The 25,806-nt window shown below is 72.9% G+C and carries 22 protein-coding genes; 11 read left to right on the top strand and 11 right to left on the bottom strand.

The annotated features are described in order from the left end of the window. Positions 1–9 precede the first annotated feature (9 nt). A complete protein-coding gene (locus tag HS041_RS30540) occupies positions 10–1,071 on the bottom strand; it encodes a winged helix DNA-binding domain-containing protein (RefSeq protein WP_196444275.1) in 1,062 nt (353 codons plus the stop codon). Between the two features lie 134 nt (positions 1,072–1,205). Beyond that, a complete protein-coding gene (locus HS041_RS30535) occupies positions 1,206–2,093 on the bottom strand; it encodes an alpha/beta fold hydrolase (protein WP_196444274.1) in 888 nt (295 codons plus the stop codon). A 113-nt stretch (positions 2,094–2,206) separates the two neighbouring features. Between HS041_RS30535 and HS041_RS30530 the strand changes: the two genes are divergently transcribed. From HS041_RS30530 to HS041_RS30510, 5 genes are all read left to right on the top strand, one after another. Further along, entirely contained in the window at positions 2,207–4,204 is a 1,998-nt protein-coding gene (locus tag HS041_RS30530; protein WP_307845519.1) for an AfsR/SARP family transcriptional regulator, read from the top strand. 288 nt (positions 4,205–4,492) lie between these two features. Then, entirely contained in the window at positions 4,493–5,140 is a 648-nt protein-coding gene (locus HS041_RS30525; protein ID WP_196444272.1) for a DedA family protein, read from the top strand. Beyond that, positions 5,137–6,363 carry a sensor histidine kinase gene (locus HS041_RS30520; protein WP_196444271.1) on the top strand — a complete coding sequence of 409 codons (1,227 nt, stop codon included), beginning with the start codon at positions 5,137–5,139 and terminating at the stop codon, positions 6,361–6,363. Before HS041_RS30525 ends, HS041_RS30520 begins: the two co-directional genes overlap by 4 nt. Positions 6,364–6,397: 34 nt before the next feature. Next, positions 6,398–7,042, top strand: a complete 645-nt coding sequence (locus HS041_RS30515) for a response regulator transcription factor (protein WP_196444270.1) — start codon at positions 6,398–6,400, stop codon at positions 7,040–7,042. Between the two features lie 85 nt (positions 7,043–7,127). After that, complete coding sequence (locus HS041_RS30510; protein ID WP_196444269.1) at positions 7,128–8,282, top strand: serine hydrolase domain-containing protein; 1,155 nt, start codon at positions 7,128–7,130, stop codon at positions 8,280–8,282. Between the two features lie 93 nt (positions 8,283–8,375). On the opposite strand, the gene HS041_RS30505 is transcribed toward HS041_RS30510, so the two are convergent. Then, positions 8,376–9,605, bottom strand: a complete 1,230-nt coding sequence (locus HS041_RS30505; RefSeq protein ID WP_196444268.1) for an isochorismate synthase — start codon at positions 9,603–9,605, stop codon at positions 8,376–8,378. Between the two features lie 179 nt (positions 9,606–9,784). Here HS041_RS30505 and HS041_RS30500 point away from each other — a divergent pair, with 179 nt between their 5' ends. Next, on the top strand, positions 9,785–10,642 hold the full coding sequence (locus HS041_RS30500; RefSeq protein ID WP_307845518.1) for an SGNH/GDSL hydrolase family protein: 858 nt from the start codon (positions 9,785–9,787) through the stop codon (positions 10,640–10,642). Between the two features lie 97 nt (positions 10,643–10,739). Here the strand turns inward: HS041_RS30500 and HS041_RS30495 are convergent, their stop codons facing one another. Further along, positions 10,740–11,522, bottom strand: coding sequence for an alpha/beta fold hydrolase (locus tag HS041_RS30495; RefSeq protein ID WP_196444266.1), 783 nt, complete (start codon positions 11,520–11,522; stop codon positions 10,740–10,742). A gap of 82 nt (positions 11,523–11,604) precedes the next feature. Between HS041_RS30495 and HS041_RS30490 the strand changes: the two genes are divergently transcribed. After that, on the top strand, positions 11,605–12,558 hold the full coding sequence (locus HS041_RS30490) for a helix-turn-helix transcriptional regulator (protein ID WP_196444265.1): 954 nt from the start codon (positions 11,605–11,607) through the stop codon (positions 12,556–12,558). A gap of 69 nt (positions 12,559–12,627) precedes the next feature. On the opposite strand, the gene HS041_RS30485 is transcribed toward HS041_RS30490, so the two are convergent. The 3 genes from HS041_RS30485 to HS041_RS30475 all read right to left on the bottom strand — a co-directional run bounded on the left by HS041_RS30485 (position 12,628) and on the right by HS041_RS30475 (position 18,099). Then, the gene (locus HS041_RS30485) at positions 12,628–14,133 is read right to left on the bottom strand and encodes a PH domain-containing protein (RefSeq protein WP_196444264.1); all 1,506 of its coding nucleotides are present in this window, start codon (positions 14,131–14,133) and stop codon (positions 12,628–12,630) included. Beyond that, on the bottom strand, positions 14,130–14,660 hold the full coding sequence (locus HS041_RS30480) for a PH domain-containing protein (protein ID WP_196444263.1): 531 nt from the start codon (positions 14,658–14,660) through the stop codon (positions 14,130–14,132). Before HS041_RS30480 ends, HS041_RS30485 begins: the two co-directional genes overlap by 4 nt. A 277-nt stretch (positions 14,661–14,937) precedes the next feature. Further along, on the bottom strand, positions 14,938–18,099 hold the full coding sequence (locus HS041_RS30475) for a S41 family peptidase (protein WP_196444262.1): 3,162 nt from the start codon (positions 18,097–18,099) through the stop codon (positions 14,938–14,940). Positions 18,100–18,607: 508 nt separating this feature from the next. On the opposite strand from HS041_RS30475, the gene HS041_RS30470 reads away from it, so the two are divergent. Together HS041_RS30470 and HS041_RS30465 are read left to right on the top strand one after the other, a co-directional pair. Further along, on the top strand, positions 18,608–18,892 hold the full coding sequence (locus tag HS041_RS30470; RefSeq protein WP_196444261.1) for a DUF3040 domain-containing protein: 285 nt from the start codon (positions 18,608–18,610) through the stop codon (positions 18,890–18,892). Positions 18,893–19,078: 186 nt separating this feature from the next. Continuing rightward, positions 19,079–19,441, top strand: a complete 363-nt coding sequence (locus HS041_RS30465) for a hypothetical protein (protein ID WP_196444260.1) — start codon at positions 19,079–19,081, stop codon at positions 19,439–19,441. A gap of 58 nt (positions 19,442–19,499) precedes the next feature. Here the strand turns inward: HS041_RS30465 and HS041_RS30460 are convergent, their stop codons facing one another. Beyond that, positions 19,500–21,131: a penicillin-binding transpeptidase domain-containing protein gene (locus tag HS041_RS30460; RefSeq protein WP_196444259.1), complete on the bottom strand. Its 1,632-nt coding sequence runs from the start codon at positions 21,129–21,131 to the stop codon at positions 19,500–19,502. Between the two features lie 101 nt (positions 21,132–21,232). Next, positions 21,233–21,883 carry a lysophospholipid acyltransferase family protein gene (locus HS041_RS30455; RefSeq protein WP_196444258.1) on the bottom strand — a complete coding sequence of 217 codons (651 nt, stop codon included), beginning with the start codon at positions 21,881–21,883 and terminating at the stop codon, positions 21,233–21,235. 577 nt (positions 21,884–22,460) lie between these two features. Here HS041_RS30455 and HS041_RS30450 point away from each other — a divergent pair. Continuing rightward, positions 22,461–23,168, top strand: a complete 708-nt coding sequence (locus tag HS041_RS30450; protein WP_196444257.1) for an RraA family protein — start codon at positions 22,461–22,463, stop codon at positions 23,166–23,168. A 34-nt stretch (positions 23,169–23,202) separates the two neighbouring features. Here the strand turns inward: HS041_RS30450 and HS041_RS30445 are convergent, their stop codons facing one another. After that, a complete protein-coding gene (locus HS041_RS30445) occupies positions 23,203–24,180 on the bottom strand; it encodes a tyrosine-type recombinase/integrase (RefSeq protein WP_196444256.1) in 978 nt (325 codons plus the stop codon). A 109-nt stretch (positions 24,181–24,289) separates the two neighbouring features. On the opposite strand from HS041_RS30445, the gene HS041_RS30440 reads away from it, so the two are divergent. Continuing rightward, on the top strand, positions 24,290–24,832 hold the full coding sequence (locus HS041_RS30440) for an MOSC domain-containing protein (protein ID WP_307845517.1): 543 nt from the start codon (positions 24,290–24,292) through the stop codon (positions 24,830–24,832). 31 nt (positions 24,833–24,863) lie between these two features. Here HS041_RS30440 and HS041_RS30435 read toward each other — a convergent pair whose 3' ends face one another. Then, positions 24,864–25,763, bottom strand: a complete 900-nt coding sequence (locus tag HS041_RS30435; protein WP_230879865.1) for an SMP-30/gluconolactonase/LRE family protein — start codon at positions 25,761–25,763, stop codon at positions 24,864–24,866. Positions 25,764–25,806 lie beyond the last annotated feature (43 nt).

Genomic DNA, 25,806 nt, shown 5'->3' with positions numbered 1-25,806 from the left:
TTCCGGGGCCTACGGCAGGGCGGCGTACAGCCGGGGGATCTCCTCGGTGACCCGGTCGGAGAAGGCGGTGAACGCCGTCGCGGCCACGGTGCGCTGCGCGCCGCGGCCGGTGCGCTTCCAGGTCCCGACGACCCGGCCGTCGCTCACGACGGTGGGCTGGAACACGCCGTTGCCTCCCGGCACGATGCGGTCGGCGAACTCGGCGGGCAGCGCGGCGCCGCGGTCCAGGTAGCCCAGCATGAACTCGTCGAACCCGGGGAGCAGGAAGACGCCGCGGGCGCGGGAGCGGTGTGCGTCGAGCAGCTCGGGGGTCTGAGGGTCCATGAAGTGCTCGGCTCCGCCGGACTCCAGGCGGGCGAGCCGGGGGCGGGCGAGCGCGAGGCCGGCCCGGGCGTCGGCCATCAGGAGGTTCGTCCATCGGGCGAAGTCCTTGAGGGTGGCCGGGCCGTGGCCGCGGAAGTATCGCAGCGCCAGCTCGCCGAGGGCCTCCTCTCGCTGCAGGTGTCTCGGGGCGGGGATCCACTCGTCGACGAGCACGACCAGTTGCTCGTTCTCGCGCACCGGCCCGAGGCAGAGGACGCCGGTCTGCGCCAGGTGGCCGAGCATGTGGTAGCCGCGCTGCCCGGTCGTGGACAGGCCGCCGGCGTCCCACACGGCCATCAGGTCGTCGCGGCGCAGCCGGCGCCCGCCCGACAGAGCGCCCACGGCGAGCTCGCGGGCCTTGTCGAAGGAGGACGCGTCGAGGCCGAGTTCGGCGTGGCGGGCACGGGCGGCGGCGATGACCCGCGGCGCCATCAGCTCCAGCATCCAGGGCAGGTCCTCGGCCGCGACGAAGTGGAGGGTGCCGCGCATCGGCCAGGACCTGACGATCTCGCCGGCGTCGAGCGCGGCCTCGACGGACAGGCGGGTCCCCGCCGCGGTGCGCAGCGCGACCGAGGTGAGGGCCCCCGGATAGTCCTGCGCCTGCACGGCGGTCAGCAGGCGGACGGCCTCACCCGGGGTGGCCAGGCCCGGCGCGGCGAGGCGCTGCGCCGCGAGCCTGAGCAGGGCGATCTCGTGCGAGGACGTCACGGCCGCGCAGGCTTCGTGTGGCGGGCGACTGGTGCGGCCATGGGCTCTCCTCCACGCAGTACGGACGCCGTACAGCCTAGTGCCGCACCAGGGCGACGCTTGCCCGGCTTGACGCGCGGTCAGCCCGGTGCGGCCTAGACGGAAAGGCGGCGGGAGAGGAGGTCGCGCAGGGCTTTGGCGATGTCGGCAGGCGCCTCTTCGGCCATGAAATGACCGCAGGTGACGGTGACGTGCCGCAGGTCGGGCGCCCAGGCGCGCCACAGCGCGGCGGCGTCGAAACCGAGCGCGGCGCCCCAGTCCTGCTGGAGCACGGTGACCGGCATCCGCAGCCGGTTGCCGGCCTCCCGGTCGGCCCCGTCATGGTCGACGTCGACGGTGGCGGAGGCACGGTAGTCGGCGACGATCGAGGCAACGGCCGCGCGGCAGGCGTCCAGGTAGGCCGTACGGACATCGGCGGGGATCGCCTGCGGGTCGTTGGCCCAGACGTCGAGGAAGTGACCGAAGAAGGCATCCGCGCTGGCCGTGATCATCTGCTCGGGCAGCCCCGGCGACTGCGCCATCAGGTAGAGGTGGAAGCCGACGACGGCGCCGGTGCCGTGCATCACCTCCCACATGTCCAGGGTCGGCAGTACGTCGAGGCAGGCCAGATGGGTGATCGCCTCAGGGTGGTCGAGACCGGCGCGGAATGCGACCAGGGCGCCGCGGTCGTGCCCGGCCAGCGCGAAGCGGTCGTGCCCCAGCGCGCGGGCCAGGGCGATGACGTCGGCGGCCATGGTGCGCTTGGCGTAGGTGCCGCCGGCGTCGGCGGGTTTGTCGCTGGCGCCGTAGCCGCGCAGATCGGGGCAGATCACGGTGTGGTCGGCCATCAGATCAGCCGCGACGTGCCGCCACATGAGGTGGGTCTGGGGGAAGCCGTGCAGCAGCACGATCGCGGGTCCCGAGCCCGCGACGGCGACGTTCAAGGACACGTCGTCGGCGACGGGGACGCGCCGGTAGTCGAAATCGGGGATGACAGGCGTCATGATTGCGCCCTTTCCATGGGGTGGTCCGAATGCCTCCAGCCTGCCGGGGGTGAATGAGCATCCGGTCAGCGCGCTACCGTGACCTGGGCGATGCCCGGGAAGGACGGTCAGGCGTGCGAGTCGTGTTCGGGGTGCTGGGGCCGGTGACCGCCTGGGACGGCACCGGGGACGGCACCGGGGGCGCGGTCGACCTGAAGGGGCCCCGGCACCGCGCGGTGCTGGCCCGGCTGATCGTCGCCCGCCGCCGTGTCGTCCCGGTCACCCGCCTGGTCGAGGACCTGTGGGCGGATCCCCCCACCGGCGCAGTGGGCGCGCTGCGCACCTTCGTGGCCGCGCTGCGCCGCGCTCTGGAACCGGAGCGCCCGCCCCGTGCACCGGCCCGGTTGCTGGTCACCGAGGGGCCGGGATACGCACTGCGCGCCGGCTCCGGAGCGGTGGACGCCTGGTGCTTCGAGCGGACCGTGGCCGCCGCTGCGGCGCTGCGGCCCGAGGATGCGCTGGCGGGGCTGGAGGAGGCGCTCGGGTGGTGGCGCGGGCCCGCCTACGCGGAGTTCGCCGACGAGCCCTGGGTCCGTGCGGAGCGTTCGCGCCTGGCGGAGCTGCGGTTGCACGCCGTCGAACGCCGGGCCGAGGCCCGCCTGGCTCTGGGGCTCGCGGCCGAGGCGGTGCCGGATCTGGACGCCCATGTGACCGAGCACCCCTGGCGGGAGGACGCCTGGAGGCTTCTGGCGCTGGCGCTGTACCGCACCGGCCGCCAAGGCGACGCGCTCGCGGTGCTGCGCCGGGCGCGGACGCTCCTGGTCGAGCAGCTGGGGGTGGATCCGGGTGCGGGACTGCGCCGGCTGGAGGCCGACATCCTCCACCACGCCCAGCATCTGGACCCCGCCGGGCGGCCCGGCGAGACGGTGGCGCGGGTGTGGGCGCGGGCGACCGCGGCCTACGACCGGAGCGTGCCATCGGCCGCCCGGGCCCGGCTGGAGTCGACGGTGGGCCTGCTGCGCGGTCTCGCGGTGACCGGCGGCGGCGGCCTCCAGGCGGCCCGCGAGCACCGGGTCGAGGCGATCGCCGCGACCGAGGAACTGGGCGATGCGGAGCTGACCGCCCGCGTGATCGGCATGTACGACGTCCCGGCGATCTGGACCCGTGCCGACGACCCGGGGCAGGCGGCGCAGGTCGTGGCGGCGGCCGAACGCACCCTGGCCGCCCTCCCGCCCGGCGGGCACGAGGCGGCCCGGGCCCGCCTGCTGGCCACGATCGCCGTGGAGTCACGCGGCACCCGTTCGGCGCGCGGCCCCCAGGCCGCCCGCCAGGCCGAGGAGATCGCGCGCGGACTGGACGACCCCACGCTGCTGGCCTTCGCCCTCAACGGCGCGTTCATGCAGACCTTCCACCGGGCGGGCCTGGCATCGCGCCGCGACGAGATCGGCGCCGAGCTGGTCGCCCTCTCCACCCGGCACGGGCTGGTCACCTTCGAGGTGCTCGGCCACCTCATCCGCCTCCAGGCCCGCAGCGCGCTCGCCGACTTCCCCGGCGCCGACCGGCACGCGGCGGCCGCCGATCGTCTGGCCGAGCGCCACGAACTGCCGCTGGCAGGCGTGTTCACCGGGTGGTACCGGGCGCTGCGGCTGGACGCCACCGGCCGGGCGCCGGTCACCGAAGTGGAGGCTGCCTACCGGGACGCCGCCGCGCGGCTGGACGGTGCCGGCATGCCGGGGCTGGAACACGGTCTGCTGCCGCTCGCACTGCTGTGCCTGCGGCTGCGGCACGCGCTGCCCGTCCGGGCTGGCGAGCACACCGACTGGGGACCGTACGAGCCCTGGGTCCACCCCCTGGCTCTGCTGGCCCAGGGCCGTCACGGCGAGGCCGCGAGCGTGCTGCGCCAGGTCCCGGACCCGCCTCGGGACCTGCTGTTCGAGGCACTGTGGTGCCTGGTCGCGCGGGCGGCCGTCGCCCTCGACGACCGGGAGACGATGGAGCGTGCCCTGACCGCGCTCACTCCCGCGGCGACGGAACTGGCGGGGGCGGGCAGCGGCCTGCTCACCCTGGGCCCCGTCTCCCGGTGTCTGGGCGACCTCGCCACCGCTCTCCGGCCGCGCGAAACTATGAGATAAGTCACACCGGCCTGCATCTCCCGGATTCCACCGGCCGTGGCGGCGCCCTTGGCCCCGTTCGCGCCGGGGCGCCGTATCCGGCCGAGGTGGCCGTCGGACACGGACGCAACCCGTTCTGACGTGCGGAAACACCGTCGATCTCCCGGTCGTCCCACCGGCCGCTCCCGAACGGGCGGCCGTACGGGCGGAGCCTGGGGCTTTCCGCACCCCCAGGGCTGGGGCGCACGCCAGGGGAGTCTGGCGGCACGCCTCATGCACGGCATAACCCCGTGTCCCTAGCCTTGGGGCATGAGTTCAACGACTGTCGAAGAGGTCAGCGGGGTCGCCGGGTGGGCGATCGGCCTTATGGAGACCCTGGGGGCGCCCGGGGCGGGGATCGCGATCGCGCTGGAGAACCTGTTCCCCCCGCTGCCGAGCGAGGTGATCCTGCCGCTGGCCGGGTTCACCGCCAGCAAGGGGAACATGACCCTGTTCGACGCCGTGCTCTGGACCACCCTGGGATCGGTGATCGGCGCGCTGGCGCTGTACGGGATCGGCGCGCTGCTCGGCCGGGAGCGGGTGATCGCCATCGCCTCGCGGCTGCCGCTGATCAGCGTCTCCGACATCGAGAAGACCGAGGCGTGGTTCGCCCGGCACGGCAAGAAGACGGTCTTCTTCGGGCGGATGATCCCCATCTTCCGCAGCCTCATCTCGATCCCCGCCGGGGTCGAGCGCATGCCGATCTCGATCTTCACCATCCTCACCCTGGCGGGCAGTCTCATCTGGAACACCGCCTTCGTGATGGCCGGTTACACCCTCGGTGAGAACTGGGAGCTGGTCGAGCGGTACATGGGGATCGTCTCCAAGGCCGTCCTGGGCGTCGTCCTGCTCGCCATCGTGATCTTCATCTGGGTCCGGGTGGCGGACCGGCGCAAGGGCAAGCACCACGCCCGATGACGGCACGGGCTGCGCATCCGATAGCGGCACGGGCCGCGCATCCGATAGCGGCACGGGCCGCGCATCCGATAGCGGCACGGGCCGCGAAGGCGCTGGCCGGCATCGCCCTGGGGATCGTCTCGGCCCTGGCCGGACTGGTCTTCCTCGCCGGGGCCGGTCCGCTCCTGCTCTCCGCGCGCGCCCGGCCGCGCGTGCTGGCCGGGGCCGTGCGGCTGGCCGCCCTGGAGGTCCGGCGGCTGGGCCTGCTCGGCGGGGTCGAGGTCTCCGGCTACGACGGCCGCAGGGCGCTGGGCTACCTCGCCCGGCGTCTCCCCGCCGGGCTGCTGGCCGCGGCGGTCCTGCTGCTCCTGGTCTACGGGATCGGCGTCGGGGTGACGATCGCCTGGCAGTGGGGCCGGGGCGAGCCGTTCGACGGCATGCCGCCGCAACCGCTGGTCGTGGCCTATATTGCGTTCGCCGGCCTGGTCCTGCTCTTCCTGGAGGTCATGGGACTGGTCGGCCTGGTGGCCGTGGAGCGCAGGCTCGCCCTGGCGGCCCTCGGCCCGAGCCCCACCGAGCTGCTCCGGCGCCGCATCGCAGAGCTGGCCGAGACCCGCGCGGGCGCCGTGGCGGCCGTCGACCAGGAGCGCAGGCGGATCGAGCGCGACCTGCACGACGGGGTGCAGCAGCGCCTGGTCGCGTTGGCCGTGCTGATCGGCCGGGCCCGCAGGGGCCGCTCGCCGGAACTGCTCGACGAGCTGCTCGGGCAGGCCCACGCCGAGGCGCAGGAGGCCTTGAGCGAACTGCGGGAGGTCGCCTGGCGGGTCTACCCGAGCGGGCTGGACACCCTCGGCCTGAGGGACGCGCTGGCCGGCGTCGCCGAGCGCGCGGGGGTCCCGGTCACGATCCGGTACGGCCTGCGCGAGCGCCCGCCGGGGCCGGTGGAGACGGCCGCCTACTTCGTGGTCAGCGAGGCGGTCACCAACGCCGTCAAGCACGCGCGGGCGAGCGCCGTCACCGTGGACGTCACCGCCCGAACCGCCGGCGACGGCGCGGCAGAGGACAGGGCAGAGGGCACGGTGGTCGTGGTGCGGACGCGGGACGACGGCCGGGGCGGCGCCGACCCCTCGGGCGGAGGGCTGTCCGGCCTGGCCCTGCGGGTCGCCGCGCTGGACGGCCGCCTGCGCGTGGACAGTCCGCCCGGCGGGCCCACCGTGATCACAGCGGAGCTGCCGTGCGGCTGACGACATTCGTTCCCGCGACAGTCCGGGAGGCTACGTGCGCGTGATCCTGGCCGAGGACTCGGCGCTGCTGCGCGAGGGTCTGGTCCGGCTGCTGGTGGAGGAGGGCCACGAGGTCCCGGCCGCGGTCGGGGACGGCGAGGCGCTCATCGCGGCGGCGGCCGAGCACGAGCCCGACGTCGTGGTCGCCGACGTGCGGATGCCGCCGACGCACACCGACGAGGGGCTGCGGGCGGTGCTGGAGATCCGCCGCCGCAGGCCGCGGACCCGGGTGCTGGTGCTCTCGCAGTACGTCGAGAAGCGGTACGCGACCGAACTGATGAGCGGTGACGTGGAGGGCGTCGGCTACCTGCTGAAGGACCGGGTGGCCCAGGTCGCCGACTTCCTCGACGCGCTGGAGCGGGTCGGCGCCGGCGGGGCGGCCTTCGACCCCGAGGTGGTGCGCCAGCTGCTGGCCCGCACCACCCATCTGGACCCGCTGGGCAGGCTCACGCCCCGCGAGCGGGAGGTGCTCGACCAGATGGCGCAGGGCCGTACGAACGCCTCCACGGCCGAGCGGCTGCACATCTCGCAGAGCGCGGTCGAGAAACACGTCAACGCCATCTTCGACAAGCTCGGGCTGCTGCACGTCACCGGCTACAGCCGCCGGGTGCTCGCCGTACTGCGCTACCTGGAGTCCTGACCCTCCGCCCGGCCGGGAGGACGCGCTCTCTTCTCTACAAACCGACTAGTCGGTACGGTGAGGCGAACGGCAAGGAGGACGGCTCATGGTGAGCACTTACGGCAGTTGCGACGAGCGTTTCGACGGCGTCCGCAAGGCCTTCGAGGAGAACTTCTCCGCCCGCGGCGAGATCGGCGCGGCGGTCACGGTGACGGTCGACGGCACGACCGTCGTCGACCTGTGGGGTGGGCACGCCGACCGTGCGCGCACCCGGCCGTGGGAGCGCGACACCCTGGTCAACGTCTGGTCCACGACCAAGGGGGTCGTCGCGCTCTGCGCCCACATGCTCGCCGACCGCGGCCTGCTGGACCTCGACGCGCCGGTCGCCTCCTACTGGCCGGAGTTCGCGGCCGCGGGCAAGCAGGACCTGCCGGTGCGCCACCTGCTCTCGCACCGGGCCGGACTGTCCGGGCTCCGCGAGCCGACCGCCCCCGCCGACCTGCTCGACTGGGAGCTGATGACCTCGCGGCTGGCGGCCATGGAGCCGTGGTGGGAGCCGGGCAGCCGCTCGGGCTACCACGTGCTGACCTACGGCTACCTGGTCGGCGAGGTCGTCCGCCGGGTGAGCGGCCGGAGCGTCGGGCGCTTCCTGCGCGAGGAGGTCACCGGCCCGCTGAGCCTCGACTTCACCATCGGGCTGCCGGAGTCCGAGGACGGCCGGGCGGCCGAGCTGGCCCACGCGCCCGTGCCCGCCGGGAGCGAGCAGGCGGAGATCTTCGCCCAGATGCACCCGGCCGCGATCTCGGCCCTGGCCAACCCGCTCTTCGGCGCGGACGGGGCCAACACCCTCGCCTGGCGCCGCGCGGAGGTCCCGGCCGCCAACGGGCACGGTACGGCGCGGGCCGTGGCCGCGCTGTACGGCGTCATGGCGTGCGGGGGGAGCTGGGGCGGCCGCCGGCTGCTCTCGGCCGAGGCGGCCGAGCGTGCCCGGCAGGGGCAGGGCGCCTGTGTGGACCTCGTGCTCGGTGCGGGCTTCGGCGGCGAGACCGAGATCGCCCTGGGCTACTGGCTGAGCGGCTCGCGCGGCTCGTACGGACCCAACCCCAGGGCGTTCGGCCACGACGGCTACGGCGGCTCGTGCGGGCTGGCCGATCCCGAGGCGCGGGTCTCCGTCGGTTACGTGATGAACCACATGGGGCCGCTCATCTCCGACGATCCCCGGAAGATGGCGCTGGTCGAGGCGGTCTACGCCGCCCTGTGAGCACGGTGAGCGGGAGGGTGCCGCGCCGGGAGAGGGCGGTACAGCCGAAGAGGACGCCGTGACCCGGAGGGCGCCGTGACCCCGGGAAGGCGCTCAGCCCTCCAGGGCGTACTGCATGACGCGGAGCTTGGCCTGGGCCTCGGCGAGCTCGGCGGCCGGGTCGGAGCCGGCCATGATGCCGCCGCCGGCGAAAAGCCGGGCCCTGGAGCCGGAGATCTGGGCGCAGCGCAGGGCGATGCCCCACTCTCCGTCACCGCGGGCGTCGACCCAGCCGACCGGCCCCGCGTAGCCGGCGCGGTCCATGCCCTCGAGCTCGCGGATGACCTCCAGCGCGGTCGGGGTGGGCGTGCCGCCCACGGCCGCGGTGGGGTGCATGGCCGCCACCACGTCCAGAACCGAGATCCCGGCGGCCAGGCGGCCGGTCACCGGGCTGGCCAGGTGCTGGACGTTGGGGAGCACGAGCAGCTCGGGCTCCTCGGGCACCTTGAGCTCGGTGCAGAGCGGGCCGAGGGTCTCGCGGACCGACTCCACCGCGCAGGCGTGCTCCTGACGGTCCTTCGCCGAGGCGAACAGAGCCGCGCTGCGGGCCGCGTCGTCGGCGGTGCCGGAGCCGCGGGCGGTGGTGCCGGCCAGGACCAGGGACTCGATGGTCTCGCCGGTGTGACGGACCAGGAGTTCCGGGGTGGCGCCGACCAGGCCCGCGCAGGAGAAGGTGTAGCACTCGGGGAAACGCCGGGCCAGGCGGGACAGGAGCAGCCGGACGTCGATGGGGCGCTCGGCCATGGCGGTCAGGTCGCGGGCGAGGACGACCTTCGCCAGGCGGCCGGAGCGGATCTGCCGCACGGCCCGGGCCACCGCGTGCTCCCACTCCGGGGCGGTCAGGCTGCCGTCGCCGTACCGGATCCTGCCGGGGTCGCGCACGGGGGAGACCGGATTGAGGGACTCCTCGCCGATGGTGGTGAGCCAGGCCCGGCCGTCACGGCGGGCGAGGATCGTCCGCGGCACGACGAGGACCGAGCCGGGGGAGCGGGGGTCGAAGGTGAAGGAGCCGAAGGCGACCGGGCCGGAACCCGGGGCGCGCACGTCGTCGTCGACGTGGGCCTCGCCGAAGATGGCCGAGAGCCGGTCGCGGGCCCACTCGAAACGTCCGGGCCCCGGGGGCACCGTCAACCGCGCGGCCTCCCCCCAGGCGACCAGGCCCTCGCCGTGTCTGATCCAGGCGTAGGGAGCGGTGCCGGGAAGTCGCGAGATGAGGTCGCCGGGGTCTCCGACGAGAGCGGTTCTCACCACGAGAGGACGGGTCAGTCCGGGCGCGACTTTCACCCACAACACTCTATGCGGAAACTGAACGTGTTCGATGAGGGCCCCCCGGTAAGCACGTCCGCTGCGGTGTGTCAAGAAAACCAAGGGAGTCGGTCAAGCTGCTCCGCGCTCCTGTCCTGCGGTGATACATCCGAAGCGGAAGTGATCTCTCAGTCGGAGGTTCCATGATCCGCAGGACTGTGACCACATTCACAGGGGCGGCGGCCCTCGCGGTCACCGTGATGGCTCCCGCGACACCCGTGTCGGCGAGCGCCGCCGAGCCGTGGCGGCCCGTGGTCATGGCCGCGCTGGGGGATTCGATCAGCGCGGGCTTCAACGCCTGCGGCTGGTACGTCGCGTGCACCTCGCGTTCCTGGGCGGCGGGGGACCATCCGGAGGTGAGGAGTCACTATCTGCGACTGCGCGCCGCGGACGGGGCGATCGGCGGCAACAACGTCAACCTCGCCGTCCCCGGGGCGACCAGCGCCGACCTCGCCGGGCAGATGGGACGGGCGGTGGCGCGGCGGGCCGACTACGTGACGATCCTGATCGGGGCCCAGGACGCCTGTACGTCCGAGGAGCGCAGGATGACGCCGGTCGCGGTCTACCGGCAGCGGGTTGCCGAGGCGCTGCGCCTGTTCCGGCAGGGCAGGCCCGCCGGGCGGGTGTTCGTGGCGAGCATCCCCGACCTCAAGCGGCTGTGGCAGGTGGGCAAGGACAACGCGGTGGCGCGCGGCTTCTGGTCGGTCGCCCGGATCTGCCCGACCATGCTGGCGAAGCCGACCTCCGCCGCCGCGGCCGACCGGGCGCGCCGGGACCGCGTGCGCGCGCGGGTGGAGGCGTACAACGCGGCGCTGGCCCGGGTCTGCGCCGCGTACGGCCCGGCGTGCCGGTTCGACGGCAACGCCGTGTTCGACTACCGGTTCACGCTGGAGCACGTCAGCAGGTGGGACTACTTCCATCCCAACGCCGACGGCCAGCGGCTGATCGCGCGGGAGACCTTCGGTGCGGTCGACGACTGGATCGGCGCGTCCGACCGGGAACCCGCCCGGCCCTGATCCGTGCTTCCAGCGGTGCCGCCGATCCACTTGATCTACAGTGTAAAGGAGTGGCCTGCCGGCCGGACAAACCAAGACCCCGGCCGGCAGGCCCGCGCTACCGCGCCAGAGCGGCGAGCGCGGCGGCGGTCTCGGCGGGCTTGGAGAACATCGGCCAGTGACCGGTGGGGACCGCGGCGAAGCTCCACTCCGGGCCGGCCAGCGCGGCGAAGAACGGGTGGCCGGCGGCGATCATGGCGTGGACCTGCTCCAGCGGGAAGGAGCAGGTGATGAGCGTCCTGGGCAGCCCGTCCGCGCCACCGGTGAGGACCAGCGGCCGGGTCATGCTCCCGTACGGCTGCGGCGTGGCGCGGGAGGCGAACCACTCGCGCTCGGCCTCGCCCAGGCCCTCCAGGCTCACTCCGGCCTTCTCGTGCTCCTCCCATGAGGGCGGCGGGTAGCCGGTGCCGCCGCCCCGCCCGGCGACCTGCTGCTCGATGAGGCCTCTCTGCTCGGGCTCGCTCATGTCCATCCAGGCCATGCCGTCGCCCAGGGGACCGCTGTCGAGGTAGACCACGCGGGCGATGCGCTCGGGGATCCGGTCGGCGGCGCCGGTGACGGGCCCGCCGCCGCCGCTGTGGCCGACGAGGATCACCTCGTGCAGGTCGGCGTAGACGATCGTGTTGACGATGTCCTGGATATGGGTCTCCAGGTCGGTCCCGGCGGTGGCCAGGTGCGCCCGGTCGCCGAGGCCGGTGAGGGTGACGGGGTGCACGTCGTGGCCGGCCGCGCGCAGGTCCGCGGTGACCTTCTCCCAGGCCCAGCCGCCGAGCCAGAAACCGGGGACCAGGACGTAGGCGGCCTTGCGAGGCCGGGTGGTGCCGTCGATGTGCTCGTTCATGATTTCTCCTCCGTCGTTCTCGCTCGGTTCCACCGTAGGATCGAATCCGGGCAGAATCAGTCCGGATTCTTAAGGAAATCTCATGACGGTCACTCGCGTGCTCGCGCTGCTGGAGTTGCTGCAGGCCAGCCCCGGCCTGACCGGTCCGGAGCTCGCCGCCCGGCTGGAGGTGGACGAACGCACGGTGCGCCGCTACGCCGTGAAGCTGGCCGAGCTCGGAGTGCCGGTCGAAGCCGACCGAGGCCGCTACGGCGGCTACCGACTGCTGCCGGGTTACAAGCTGCCGCCCCTGATGTTCACCGACGACGAGGCCACGGCCGTCGTGCTGGGGTTGCTGGCCGGGCGGCGCACCGGGCTGGCGGTGGGGGAGGCGGCGACGGGGAGCGCGCTGGCGAAGATCCAGAGGGTGCTGCCCCAGGCGCTGCGGGAGCGCGTCGAGGCGGTCTCGCAGACGCTGGAGCACACCCGCGCCGCCCCGGCGGCCGCAAGCGCGCCGCGGGCGGGGCCGCTGCTGGCGCTGGCCGACGCGGCCCGGCGCGGGCGCACGGTACGGCTGGCCTACCGGTCGTGGAAGGGGGAGCCGTCGGAGCGGGACCTGGATCCCTACGGCATCGTCTTCCACTCCGGCCGGTGGTACGTCGCGGGGTTCGACCACGGCAGCGGGGAGGTCCGGACCTTCCGGGTGGACCGGGTGGCGAGCGCCGGCCGGACCGAACGGGCCTTCGAGGTCCCCGAGGACTTCGACGCGGCCGGGCACGTGGCGGAGGCGCTCTCGGCGGTGCCGTACCGGTACGAGGTGAGGGTGCTGCTGGACACCACGCTGGAGGAGGCGCGCCGCCGGGTCCCGGCCGAGGCCGCCACACTGGCCATGACCCCCGAGGGGGTGCTGCTGACGACTCGGGCGGAGCGGCTGGACGGGATGGCGCAGATGCTGGCCGGGCTGGGCTGGCCGTTCACCGTGATCACGCCGGACGGGCTGCGCGAGGAGATCGGGGCGCTGGCCGCCCGGCTGGCGGGATACGCGGGCGGTCCGTGAGCCGGGGACGCGCGGGGAACGCCGCCCGGGTCCCGCACCTGGGCGGTGCGGGACCCGGTCCTGGGCGGGTCAGGGACCGGGGCGACCCACCCGCCGGGTGAGGAAGGGCCCGAGGAGATCGGGTACGGCTCGCGCCGCGAGCTCCAGGCCCTCCTCCGTGCCCACGTCCAGCAGGTCGTAGTGCCCGTCGCCCGCCGCCGTCGTCGCCGAGACCGTGATGAGGCCGAGCCGCCGCTGGAGGTACGACTCGCTGACGGTCCAGCCGACGACGCCCTCCCTGTCGAGGGCGACGGTGCGCCGTACGATCGAGCCCGACCGCGTCACGAGATGCCGCTCGCCCAGCGCGTGGCCGAGCCCTCGGTAGGCGTCCGCCGCCAGCCACAGGGCGAGCGGCAGCACGAACGCCGGCACCGCCCACAGCCAGCTCCAGGACACGGGCCAGGAGACAGACCGGATCGCCACCGCGACGGCCGCGGTGAGCAGGACGGTCCACACGGCCGCCGCGCGCAGTCGCCTGGTCCTCGCCGCCGCCGGATGGGGGCGGAGGACCGGGTGCCCCGCCCTGATGATCCGCCCCGCCACCTGAGCGGCCAGCTCGCGCGGCATCGGAGGTGTGAGCGTGCCGGCGTCGTCGGCCTCGTTCTCCTCCTTCTCGCGCAACCCGGTCGTCACCGCCTTGACCCTCGCGCCGCCGCCGAGCCGGAGCAGGAGGGGTTCGGCGAGTTCCACCCCCCGCAGCCGGCGCTCCTGGATCGTCAGAGAACGGGTGGTGAGCAGGCCTTTGCTCAGCTTCAGCCTGCCGGGCTCGCGTTCCAGCCGGTAGCCTCCCCACGTGGTGGCGAACACCACCAGCGCACCGGCCAGCCCGACCAGGGCGTTGGCGGCCAGGAGCAGCGGGACCGCGAGCCACGGGCGGGTGGTGACCCAGTGCCACAGGTCCGCGACGACACCCGGCTCGAACAGGTCGACGCCGAGCGCGTTGAGCGGCTTGTAGGCGACGCCGGCGACCAGCGCGCCGCCCGCGACGGTCCACACGGTCAGCGGCGCGAGCCTGAGCCACGACCAGTCCAGGGTGGCGAGCGGGCGGTCGCCGTGCGGGTCGCCGGAGTGCGGCTCCCCGATCTCGTGCAGCAGAGCGCCGCGCAGTTCCTCGGCCGCATGTCTGGACAGGGGGTCGAGGGTCAGCGTCGTGCGTTCGCCGGAGGCGTGCTCGCCCGTGCCGATCCTGACGACGGCCAGGCCCAGCGCACGCCGTACGGGATCGGCCGTGAGGTCGACGCTGCGGATCCTGTCGCGGGGGACGGAGCGGTGCTCGCGGAAGACGATGCCCGAGCGCAGCTCCAGCCGGTCGTCGGTGAGCCGCCAGGCTGTGGTGCGCAGCCGTACCAGGTCGAACACCAGCGCTCCGGCCACGACGAGCGCCGCCGCGCCCGCGATCGTGGCGACCAGGGCCGGTGCCGGCCAGTCGCGGGGCAGGACCCTGAACAGGACCGCCGCGACGGGGGTCGCGATCGCCACCGACAGCACCGAGGAGGCGGCCAGGCTCCGCCGGTGCAGGGTCCGCCAGGCCGTCACGTGGCATCACCCGGCGCGGCCTGCGTCAGCGCGGTGAGCCGCTCCGCCAGTGCGACGGCCACCTCGTGGTCCAGTGCCTCGATTTTGATGGCCCCCGCCGCCGAGGCGGTGGTCACCGTCACGTCGGCCAGCCCGAACAGCCGTTTCACCGGCCCCCGCTCGGTGTCGACCGTCTGGATGCGCGACATCGGCGCCACCCGCCAGACGTGGGTGAACCAGCCCTTGCGGGTGTAGACCGCCTCGCCGGTCACCTCCCAGCGCTCCAGCCGGTAGTAGGCGTGCGGCGCGACGACGGCGAACCCCAGGACCAGCGCGGCGAAGCCGCCGGTCAGGACGGTGAGCCACACCGGGTGGGAGGTGAAGATCCAGTAGGCGGCCACGGCCGCGGCCGCCACGGGCACGGCCAGGAGCAGCAGCTCGGCGGTCCACGCCTTCACCGCTCGCGCATCCACCTGGTTGCGCGGCGGCCTCAGCATCACCGCCGCCGTCCGTCGCCTGCGCGGGTGCGCGCCCGCAACTGTCCTCATGCGGCCATCCTGGCCGCCGCAGATCCCGCGCCGCCTCGTGCGAAGGTCGAGGGCGGCACCTACTTTGGTCGCCGCCGCGCCGGATCTGGACCACCATCTGGAGCGCGGGTCAGGTCTTCCGGTCCGACCTCCGGGGTGCCGACCCCGGGGCCACGGGAGGCGCCGAGGACCAGACGCAGCAGGTCGGCGGCGAACACCTGCGGGCCGGTCGGATCCGCCTGCGGACGGCGCTGGCCGCCGGTGCCGAACCGGTCGATGGCGGGGCCGTCGGCGCCGTTCAGCGGGGCGGCAGCCCGGGGACGGTCGGTCGCGGCCGGTCGGCCAGGTCGGGCGTGTGCGGCGGGTGCGTGGCCAGGCGTTCCAGGGCGACGTCGATCGCCTTCTCCAGTTGGGTGTCGACGCCCTTGGCGTAGTCCTGCGGGGTGATGTCCACCTCGATGTCGGGGTCGGTCCCGTAGTTCTCCACCTTCCAGCCCACGTCGTCGAAGGCGAAGGAGAACTCCGGCTGGGTGGTGACGGTCCCGTCGGCCAGCTGGTGGCGCGGCCAGATCCCGATCACGCCGCCCCAGGTACGCTTGCCGATCAGCGGCCCCAGGCCGAGCAGTTTGAAGGTGTGGCTGAAGATGTCTCCGTCGGAGCCGGCCCACTCGTTGGTGATGGCGACCATCGGGCCGCGCGGTGACTCGTCGGGATAGGGCTCGGGCACGCCCCAGCGGGGGAAGTTGTAGCCCAGCCGGCGCCGGGAGAGCTTCTGCAGCAGCAGCGAGGAGACGTGTCCGCCGCCGTTGAAACGCACGTCCACGATGAGGCCCTCCCGGTCGTACTCGGCCAGGAAGCCGCGATGGAACTCGGCGTAGCCGTCCGGGCCCATGTCGGGGATGTGCAGATAGCCGAGCCGGCCGTCGCTTCGCTCGTGGCAGCGGGCGCGGTTGGCCCGCACCCAGTCGCGGTAGCGGCCCGGCTGCTCGTCGGAGATCGCCCGGACGGTGACGGTCCTGCGCTCCTCGCCGCGGCCGAGGGTGAGCTGGACCTCCTGGTCGGCCTGGTTGACCAGGCGCTCGCCCGGGCTCGTCGACAGGCCGACGGGTTGTCCGTTGACGGCCAGGAGCGTGTCGCCGGGCCGTACGTCGAGCCCGAGGCGGTTGAGCGGCGAGGTGGCGTCGGGGTCCCAGCGGTCGCCGTCGACGATCCGCTGGATGCGGTACACGCCGTTCTCGAAGGAGAGGTCGACGCCAAGTTTGCCCTGGCGGTAGTGGGGGCGGGTGCGGTAGGCGCCGCCGCTCTCGTAGGCGTGCGAGGTGCCGAGCTCGCCGAGCAGCTCCCACAGCAGGTCGGAGAACTCGCCGCGGGTGGTGATCTTGTCCACCAGCGGCAGGTAGCGGTCGTAGACGCCGTCCCAGTCGACTCCGGCCATGTCCTCGGTCCAGAAGTTCTCCCGCTGCAGCCGCCAGGCCTCGCGGAACATCTGCCGCCACTCGGCCTCCGGGCAGATCGAGACCTTCACCCGGGACAGGTCGATCCAGCCGCTGCTGCGGCTCGGCGTGTCGCTGTCGTCGTCGGGCTCCTCGCCCGCCTTGACCACCCGCAGCCGGTTCCCGGCGCGGTAGAGCATGGTGGTGCCGTCGCGGCCGATCCGGAAGCCCGAGACGTCGGTGGCCAGGACCTCCTGCTTCTGCTTGGCGAAGTCGTAGGCGTGCAGGGTGCCGTCGGAGAATTCGGCGTGCTCGTCGCCGAGGGCGCCCTCGACGGGGAAGGTGAGGTAGACGGCCTTGCCCTTGACGGCGGCGATCGTCTCGTAGCGGCATTCGGGCACGGGGAAGGCGACGAGGCGGTCGGCCAGGCCGTCGGTGTCGATGACGAACTCGACCTCCTCGTCGTCCTCGTCGTCGTCGCCTTTGAGCGGGCGGGGTTCGGGGACGAACGGAGAGCCGACGTCGGCGCGCAGCGCGATGGCGTAGGGACGCGAACCGAGCGGGAATCCCAGGTCGAACTGGAGCTCGTCGTAGACGGGGTTGAAGACGCGCTGGCCGATGAAGTAGAGGTATCCGCCCGCGGGATCGAAGGCGGGACAGGAGTCCCACAGCACCGGACGCGTGGCGAAGAACGTCTCGCCGGTCTCGACTCGATACAGCTTGATCGCCATGGTCTGGGCGGTGTCGCGGCAGGCGTAGGCGAGCCAGCGGCCGTCGGGGGACCAGGTGAGGTCCTCGACCGCGCCGAACCTGCTGGAGTCGATCACGGTGGCGGTGGCGGGGGTCTGGCTCAGGTCGACCACGAGCAGCTGGTTGCGGTGGTTGGTGATGGCGACCAGGTCGGCCTTGGGGGAGACCTCCAGCGCGATCGTGCGGCCGGTGTCGAGGTGGTCCATCCGGAGGGGGTCGTCGCTCCCGTCGGCGGTGATCACGGTCAGGAGTTCGCGGTCGCCGTCGTCGCTGGCGGCGGTGATCAGCCGTGCCCCGTCGTTGAGCCAGGTCAGCAGGCGGTAGCGGACGCCGTAGGCGGCGCCGTGCTGGTGGATCGGGCCCTCCCAGGCGGCGAAGGAGAAGGCCTTGCCCCGGGTGGTGATCGCCACGCCGCTGCCGTCGGGGCTGAGCGTGGCGCTGTCGAGGAAGTCCGCGGCCGGGGCGAAGCGGCGGTTGCGCTGGGTGCGGGAGCTGCGCAGGTTGACGCCGACGTGGTGGGACTGCCCGTCCTCGATGAGGTAGAGCTCGCCTCCGGCGTGGTAGACCAGCCTGCGGCCGTCACCGGACAGGTTGCGGGCGTAGTAGTCCTGGTGGTCGGTGTGGCGGCGCAGGCCGGTGCCGTCGGCCGTGCAGGAGTAGACGTTGCCGATGCCCTCGTGGTCGGAGATGAAGTAGACGCGGTCACCGATCCAGCAGGGCGAGGCCAGGTTGCCGGGTAGCGCGATCAGCCGCCGGAAGTCCGCTGTGCCCGTCCCCGTGCCGATCCACAGGTCGCCCACGGTGCCGCCGCGGTAGCGTTTCCAGCGGGCGGGGTCGGCGGTGTTGCGGCCGAGCACGATCTGCGGGCCGTAGGAGATGGAGTTGGCGGGGCCGTACGGCAGGCGCTCGGGCACGCCGTGCGGGAGCACCCGGTGCAGCCACTTCTGGCCGTCGAAGGGCTGGCACTCGTCGCTGGCGTAGATGATCGCCCCGTCGGAGTCCCAGCAGGTGACGGTGGAACTGACGCCGTGGTAGGTGATGCGCCGGGCGGAGCCGCCGTCGGCGGGCATCACGTAGACCTCCTCCGGCCCTTCCTCGCGGCCGGCGAAGGCGAGCTGGTCGCCCCGGGGGGAGAAGCGGGGGTAACCCGCCTCGGCCACCCCGGCGGTGAGGCGGAAGGCCCGCCCGCCGGCGGCGGGCAGCATCCACAGGTCGTCTTCGGCGGCGAAGACGACCACGTCACCGAAGATCGTCGGGAATCGCACATAGGCGGACATCGTGTCACTCCGTGATCGGGGAGGCCGGGACGTTAACGGCCGCCTGATCGTGATCTCTCCTCGGCGGCGGACGGGGACGGCGCGGGTGCGGCGGCGCCCTGCCGGCGGGGTCTGTCGCAGCCGGGCGCGGTCCCCGGGGCCGGCGGGCGCCGCCGCGGTGTCACTCGGCGCTCTCGGGGCGCCTGGCCTGCTGCTTGGCCTGCTTGGCCTGGCGGGTGGCCTTGATCGCGGCCTTCTTCTGCTTGCCTGAGGCCTTGGCGGGTTTCTTCTTCTCTGCCACGGTTTCCCCCGTTGAGATTCGTACGGCGATGCGTCTGATCGACACATCGAGGCCGTTAATACCCTTTGCGGGCATCAATCACCCGTCGGCTGCGAGGGGAGAAGCGGGCCTTCCCGGGCGGGCGGCCGGAAGGAAAAGAAGAGGTAAATCGCAGCCCTCGGAACGGATAATGATCTTCATGATTGGGCAGAACGTCGGCACACGCCTTGCGTCCCGGGGAGGTGCGGCATGGCCTGGTCGCAAGACGAGGAGCGAATGCTGCTGCAGATCGAACGTCACCTCATCGACGAGGACCCGCGGCTGGCCGCGCGGTTGGAGTCGTTCAACGAGCGCGTCCAGCGCAGGGAGAACGGCCGCCGCGGACGGGAGCCCGGCAAGGAGGGGAGCCGGTCGCGCGGACGCCTCCGGCGCTCCACCGTCATCATCATGATCAGTTGGTTGCTCATCGCCACCCTCATCGCAACCCTGCTCATCATGGTCCTGCGTCACGACGCCGCGGCGCTCCCCCTGTGACCCGCGGTCTTCTTCCGGCCTGAGCGGGCTCGGCGCTCCCCGGGCCGCATGGAGCCGCGGCGTCATCCGGCGCCGGTCCGGGATCGCCGTCGGCCCGGGGGACCGGGCGGAAGGTGAGGACGGCGGCCCCGAGGGTGAGCGCGCAGGCCGCGTTGAGGGCGACGGGCAGGCCGGCCGACTCGCCCGGTGAACAGCAGCCCGTCGAGCGGCGCCGCGCCCAGCCCGATGAGACCGGAGGTGAAGGCGCTCAAGGCGTTCGCGCTGGTGAGCAGGGATCCGGTGCCCACGACGGCGGGTGTGTGCGCCTGGGCCGCCGGGGAACCGGCCCCGCCGCCTTCGCTCCTGCGCTTCACCCAGACCCGTGGCTTCCGTCAGGAGTCCGGCAGGCTGGCCGCGTCGCTCGGGGAGGACCCGCACCGGGTCCGGGCCCGGCTGGTGGACGCCCTGGCGGCGGTCGCCCGCAGTCTCGGACGCGACGACCTGGCCGAACGCGATTGGCAGCGCCTCATGGACGCCATGGTTCTCGTCCTCGCCCACCCGCCCGGATAGGCACGCGCATCCGGGCGGTCCCGGCACGGATGCCGCCCCGCCCCCGGACCGGCGCCCCTCAGTCCAGGGTGCGGAGGAACGCGGCGGCCACCGGGGCGGCGTCGGAACCGCCGCCCGCGCCCTCCTCGACGATCACCGCGAAGGCCAGGTCGCCGCGGAAGCCGATGAACCAGGCATGAGTCTTCAGGTCGCCTGCCGGGCCGTACTCCGCGGTTCCGGTCTTGCCCCGGGTTCCCGGTGGCAGGCCCGCGTCCTTGGCGGTGCCCCTGGTGACCACCGCGGACATCATCGGGCGCATCTTGGCCACGACGCCGTCGGGCAGGGCCTGCGGCTCCAGCTTCTGCTCGACGGAGGGGACCAGGGTCGGCGGGCGCCAGGTGCCGTCGGCGAGCGCGGCGGCGACCGAGGCCATCAGCAGCGGGCTGGCGGTGATCCGCCCCTGGCCGAAGGACTCGGCCGCCAGTTCGGCGTCGCTCTCGGCCCGGGGGAAGCTCCCCTTCGCCACCGGGACGCCGATGTCGAGCCGCTTGTTGAAGCCGAACAGCTCCGCGGTCCGCACCAGCTCGTCGGCACCCAGCCGCTCCTTGGCCAGCGGGGCGAAGGTGGTGTTGCAGGAGTGGGCGAAGGAGTCGGAGAAGGTGACCGAGCCGTAGGCGGCGTGATTGGAGTTGCGGATCGGCAGGCCGCCGATGTTGACGTCCTTGGGGCAGGTGACCTGCTCGCCGGGGTCCACGCCGGCCTCCAGCAGGCCGACCGCGGTGATCGCCTTGAAGGTGGAGCCGGGCGGGTAGTTGCCGTCCAGGGCACGGTTGAAGCCGCCCCTGTTGTTGACCACCGACAGGATCTCGCCGGTGGAAGGCTTGATCACGACCATCGAGGTGGTCTTCTCCAGATCGCGCACGGCGCTGACCGCGGCCTGGTGGACCCGCAGGTCGAGGGTGGTCTCGAGCGGCTCCCCGTCCTCGCCGTCGATCTTGCCGAGGACCTTGGCGGTCTTCTTGTCGGCACCGACGAGCTGGATCTCGGTGGCGGGGACGCCGGCCAGGCGCTGCTGGAACCTCTCCTGCATGCCGCCGCGCCCGATCGCGTCGCCCACCTGGTAGGAGGAGCCCAGCTTCTTGACGTCCTTGGCCGTGGCCTTGTCCAGGAACCCCACCAGTTGCTGGATCGAGCCGCTCACGTCGCCGCCGTCGATGCGTTCGCCTCCGGCGGCGGTGATCGCCGCGCGCTGCGGCCACTTGGTCTTCAGCGCGAAGGAGGAGCCCGCGGAGAGATCGGGGTGGGCGGCACGGGGCGACCACTTGACCCGCCAGTGCCGGTCGACGACCGCCAGGTCGACGGTCCCGGAGTAGCTCCACTCGCCGATGTCGCGCAGTTTCAGCGTGGCGGTGTAGGCGGCCTGGGCGGTGTCGTCGCCGGTCTCGCGCACCGCGTCGAGCCGTACCGCGGTGCTGTCGACCGCCCAGCCCTTGCGCATGTCCTGGTAGGTCTGGTCGAAGCCGGGGGCGGGGGCGCCCAGCTCGGCGCGCATGGCGGCCAGGTCGCCGCGCTGCCAGGCCTGAGCGAAGCGCTGAGCGGTCTCCTGCGGGGTGCCCCGGGTGTGCAGATACCACCACGCGCCGCCGCCGGCGGCCCCCGCCACCAGCGCGACGCTGACCGACGCGATCGCGATCGTCCTGCCGCTCGGCACCCCGTACACCCCCCGCTCGTGTGCGTCCGGCCGGTTCCCGCCGTGACGGGAACCGGCTGACCCACCCTAGCGTGGACAATCGGACATATGCCGGAAAACGATCAGGAGGGCTGCGTGCGTGCCGGTGCGTAGCGCGGTACGTACTCCTGGCCGGAGAGTCCGTGGATCGCCGCCATGATCTCGTCGGTCACCTGGCGCCGGTCCCGGGCGCTGGTCTGTGATCCGGTGAACGTCATCGGCTCGCCGATCCGCACTCCCACCCGGCCCAGCTTCGGGGTCGAGGCGCCGATGGGCAGCACCTTGTCGGTGCCGGACATGGCCACCGGGACCACCGGCGCCCCGGTGGCCAGGGCGAGCCAGGCGACCCCCACCTTGCCCCGGTAGAGACGGCCGTCGGGCGAGCGGGTGCCTTCGGGGTAGATGCCGAACAGGCCGCCTTCCTTGAGCACCCCCGCGGCGGCGTCGAGCATGTCCTGGGCGGCGGTGGGACTCTGCCGGTCGATGGGGATCTGACCGGTGGCCCGCATCCACGCCGCGGTGACGGGATTGCCGGTGAAGTATTCGGCCTTGGCGACGAAGCGCACCTGGCGGGTGAGCACCAGTGGCAGGAACGTCGAGTCGAGGACCGAGAGATGGTTGGAGGCCAGGATGGCCGGTCCGGAGGCGGGTACGTGCTCAGCCCCGGTGACCTCGGTCGGCCACAGCAGGTGCAGGAAGGGGGCGCTGACGATCTTGGTCAGGCGATAGAGCACGGGCTCTCCTCACGGGATGGGGTCACCACACTAGGTGGTGCCCCGGCGACCGGCGGGTGTGGGCATCCGCACAAGCGAGGCCCGGCTGTTTGTAGGCCTCCTCTAAAAAACCGGAGGGGTGCGGCGCGGCCGACGAGGAGCGGGGCGGGAGGTGCCATGGGGGCCGGGGGAGGAACGGGAAGCGGGGCAAACGAAACGCCCCGCCAGGCACGAGGCCTCGCGGGGCGGAACGTTAGTGCCGATGTGGCGGTCGCCTCCTCGGCGAGAGGCACAACACGGCTCCAGCCGAACGGTATTCCGTGAAGGCGGTAATTTGCGGCCCGGGGGACACAAACCACATCGGCACGATGACTCTAACGGACGTTGGGGAGTAGTTATTCCACTTCCCGGTTACCGGTGTGGCCGGTAGGACGCCGCGAGGCCGTTCGGCATGCCTGCGGACCTGCTCGCTCGGACGTTCTGCGGCGCTTTGGGGTGTTCCGCTCCCCCCGGGTGTCCGGGATACCGTGCCCTTCAGGGCGGCGACGCGGAGAACCGGACGCAGCGAGCCGTGAAGAGAGCCATGAGAGGACATCCCATGGACCACCGAGAACTCCGGCAGCGGTTCGCTGCGCTGACCACCGCGCATCTGGCGGACGCGTGCATCCGCGCCCGGATCCCGGTGCGCTGCGCTCCGGCGCCCATGCGTGCCGTGGTGCCCGGCAGCCGCCTGGCCGGGCGTGTGTCTCCGGCTCGGCACGCCGGCAGTGTCGACGTCTTCCTGGAGGCGTTCGAAAGGGCCGCGCCGGGCGACGTCCTGGTGGCCGACAACGGCGGGCGGCTCGATGAGAGCTGCGTCGGGGATCTCGTGGTGCTGGAGGCTCGGACCGCCGGATTGCAGGGAGTCGTGGTGTGGGGACTGCACCGCGACACGGCTGACATACGAGAGATCGGGCTGCCTGTTTTCAGCCTGGGCGCGCTGCCCACCGGTCCGCAACGCCTTGACGCACGCCCCGGCGACGCGCTGGAGGCCGCCAGCGTGGGGGAGTGGACCGTAGGCCCGCAGGACCTGGCCCTGGGCGACGACGACGGGGTGCTCTTCGTGCCGGCCGCCCACGCGGAGAGTCTCTTCGCGCTTGCGGAGACGATCCGCGACACCGAGCGGCGGCAAGCCGAACGGATCCGTGCCGGTGTCTCCCTGCGCGACCAGGTGCGGTTCGACACCTACCTCGCCCAGCGGCGGCGAACGCCGTCCCTGACCTTCCGCGACCATCTGCGGGCGGTGGGCGGAGCGATCGAGGAGTGAGCCCGGTCCGCCCGCCGTGTCGCCGCCTCCGCGCTCACAGGGGTCGGGGCGGCGGGAGGGCGATCCTGTCGACGGCCTCGCGGCGGCGTCGTTCGGGGCGGCGGTCGTAGCGTGCGGTGGTGGCGGGGGAGGAGTGGCCGACGAGCGCCTGTGCGGTGGCCAGGTCCACGCCCGCGTCCAGGAGCTCTCCGATGAAGGTGCGCCGGAAGTCGTGGGGGGTGCGCGGCATGGCTCCGGCCTGGGCCAGGCGCCGGGTCAGGATGTCGGCGACCGCCTGCCCCGTCATGGCCGCGGGCCCGCCGTCGCGCACCCGCAGCGATCCGTGCCTGCCGATGGGGCAGAACAGGGCCCCGGTCCGCCGGCCGCGTACGGCCAGCCACCGCTCCAGCCGGCCGACGGCCTGGGTGGTGAGGTAGACCATGCGTTCCTTGTCTCGCTTGCCGCGCACCCGCAGGGAGCGTGAGCCGGGGTCGTAGTCGGCAAGGGTCAGCCCGGCGATCTCGGCCCGCCGGCAACCGGTGGAGTAGAGCACCGCGAGCAGCGCGGCGTCGCGGGTCCCGGCGGGAGAGTCGTCGCCGTCGCAGGCGGCCAGGGCTGCGCCCACGACCTCTGCGGGAACGTGCTGGCCGGTGGGCAGGCGGGTGTGTTCCAGTGTCGGCAGGTCGGCGGCCCGCTGGTAGTCCTCGGCCGTCATCTGGCCCAGCCGCCAGGCCTCGCGCAGCACCCGGCGCAGCGCGACCAGATGCTTGTTGACGTAGGCGGGGGACCAGCCGCGCTCGGCCATGAGGGCGCGCAGGCGCACGGTGTGCTCGTAACGCAGCAGGTGCCAGGGCTGGCCGGCTCCGGAGGGCGCCTGGCCGTCGGAGATGAGCGCCGCCAGGCGGTCCAGGCAGCCGCGCATGGCGCGGCGGGACTCAGGGCTGGTGAGGGAGTCGAGGTAGACCCGGTAAGGATCGCGCGCCGGCTCGACGGCGGGGCGCGGCGCTTCGTCGGGTACGGCCGGCACGCTCATTCCGCCGATCTTACCTTCATCTTGTGATCTACATCGTAAAGGAAGCTGTCTGTTTCAGAACAACCTCGTAGGATGCCGACCTCCGACGACAAGAGAAGGCGGTTCCGCAGTGGGAGCGACGGTGACGGCGGTGAGCCGCAGTGGCGGCCACACCTTCAGCAAGTACAACGAGCCGGCCATCCGGCTGCTGGCGGGGCTTGGAGTGGAGGGTGACGCGCACCTCGGGGTGACGGTGAAACACCGGTCCCGGGTGGCGCAGGATCCCACCCGGCCCAACCTGCGGCAGGTCCACCTGCTGCAGGCCGAGCTCCACGACGAACTGGAGGCGGAGGGATTCCGGGTGGCCGCCGGCGAGATGGGGGAGAACGTGACCACCCGGGGTGTGGATCTGCCGGCACTGCCGGTCGGCGCGTTGTTGCGGCTGGGCGCCGAGGCCGTGGTGGAGGTGACGGGCCTGCGGAACCCGTGCCTGCAGATCGACGGCTTCCAGCCGGGTCTGCTGAAGCGGGTGGTGGGCCGGGACGAGACCGGGCGGCTGGTCCGCAGGGCGGGGGTCATGGGCGTGGTGGTGGCCGGGGGCGAGGTGCGGCCGGGCGACGTGATCGGGGTGGAGCTGCCGCCTCTTCCGCACCGGCCGTTGGACCGGGTCTGAGGCTGCCGGGGACGGGGGACTTTTGGCGGTTTCAGGGGCGGCGGGCGGCGGCGAAGTTGACGCGCAGCGCGTACAGGGAGCTGGACGCGGTGATGAACAGGTGGTTGCGCTTGGGGCCGCCGAAGGTGAGGTTGGAGACGACTTCGGGGATGCGCAACTTGCCGATGAGGGTGCCGTCGGGGTCGAAGCAGTGCAGGCCGTCGTGGGCGGCGGCCCACAGGCGGCCGGCGTCGTCGAGGCGGACGCCGTCGAAGGCTCCGGCGTCGCAGGTGGCGAAGACGTCCCCGCCGGTGAGGGTGGCGTCTTCGCGGACGTCGAAGCGGCGGATGTGCTTTTCGGGGGTGTCGACGACGTAGAGGTGACGTTCGTCGGCGGAGAAGGCCAGGCCGTTGGGGCGGGTGAAGTCTCCGGCGGCGATCCGCACCTGCCCGGTGGCGGGGTCGGCACGGTAGAGATGGCAGGCGCCGATCTCGCTGTCGGCCCTGTTGCCCTCGTAGTCGCTGGTGATGCCGTAGTCCGGGTCGGTGAACCAGATGGAGCCGTCGGAGTGCTCGACGACGTCGTTGGGGCTGTTGAGGCGTTTGCCCTCGAGGTTGTCGGCGATGACGGTGACGGAGCCGTCGTGCTCGGTGCGGGTGACGCGGCGGTTGCCCTGCTCGCAGCTGACCAGGCGGCCCTGGCGGTCGACGGTGTGGCCGTTGGCGTAGCCGGAGGGCTGGCGGAAGACGCCGACGGCGCCGGTGGTCTCGTCCCAGCGCAGGACCTGTTCGTTGGGGATGTCGCTGAACAGCAGGTAGCGGCCGGCGGGGAAGTAGGCGGGACCTTCGGTCCAGCGGCAGCCGGTGTGGAGCCGCTGGGTGCGCTCGTCGCCGTTGCAGCGGCGGAACCGATCGTCCAGGATCTCGAAGTGGGTCTTGATGCTGTCAGCCATATAAACCCCCATGACGAACTGTGTTCGGCTTCTTTGCCTTAGA

The organism is Planomonospora sp. ID67723 (assembly GCF_015711605.1).
In the GTDB taxonomy this organism is placed as follows: domain Bacteria; phylum Actinomycetota; class Actinomycetes; order Streptosporangiales; family Streptosporangiaceae; genus Planomonospora_A.
The sequence above is the reverse complement of the archived record's forward strand: the minus strand, read 5'-3'. Positions and strand labels throughout refer to the sequence as shown.

Coding starts and splice junctions, on each gene's coding strand:
- HS041_RS30535 (WP_196444274.1), bottom strand. CDS start 2,093: ATGACGCCTGTCATCCCCGATTTCGACTACCGGCGCGTCCCCGTCGCC.
- HS041_RS30525 (WP_196444272.1), top strand. CDS start 4,493: ATGAGTTCAACGACTGTCGAAGAGGTCAGCGGGGTCGCCGGGTGGGCG.
- HS041_RS30520 (WP_196444271.1), top strand. CDS start 5,137: ATGACGGCACGGGCTGCGCATCCGATAGCGGCACGGGCCGCGCATCCG.
- HS041_RS30510 (WP_196444269.1), top strand. CDS start 7,128: ATGGTGAGCACTTACGGCAGTTGCGACGAGCGTTTCGACGGCGTCCGC.
- HS041_RS30495 (WP_196444266.1), bottom strand. CDS start 11,522: ATGAACGAGCACATCGACGGCACCACCCGGCCTCGCAAGGCCGCCTAC.
- HS041_RS30490 (WP_196444265.1), top strand. CDS start 11,605: ATGACGGTCACTCGCGTGCTCGCGCTGCTGGAGTTGCTGCAGGCCAGC.
- HS041_RS30480 (WP_196444263.1), bottom strand. CDS start 14,660: ATGAGGACAGTTGCGGGCGCGCACCCGCGCAGGCGACGGACGGCGGCG.
- HS041_RS30475 (WP_196444262.1), bottom strand. CDS start 18,099: ATGTCCGCCTATGTGCGATTCCCGACGATCTTCGGTGACGTGGTCGTC.
- HS041_RS30470 (WP_196444261.1), top strand. CDS start 18,608: ATGGCCTGGTCGCAAGACGAGGAGCGAATGCTGCTGCAGATCGAACGT.
- HS041_RS30450 (WP_196444257.1), top strand. CDS start 22,461: ATGGACCACCGAGAACTCCGGCAGCGGTTCGCTGCGCTGACCACCGCG.
- HS041_RS30445 (WP_196444256.1), bottom strand. CDS start 24,180: ATGAGCGTGCCGGCCGTACCCGACGAAGCGCCGCGCCCCGCCGTCGAG.
- HS041_RS30435 (WP_230879865.1), bottom strand. CDS start 25,763: ATGGCTGACAGCATCAAGACCCACTTCGAGATCCTGGACGATCGGTTC.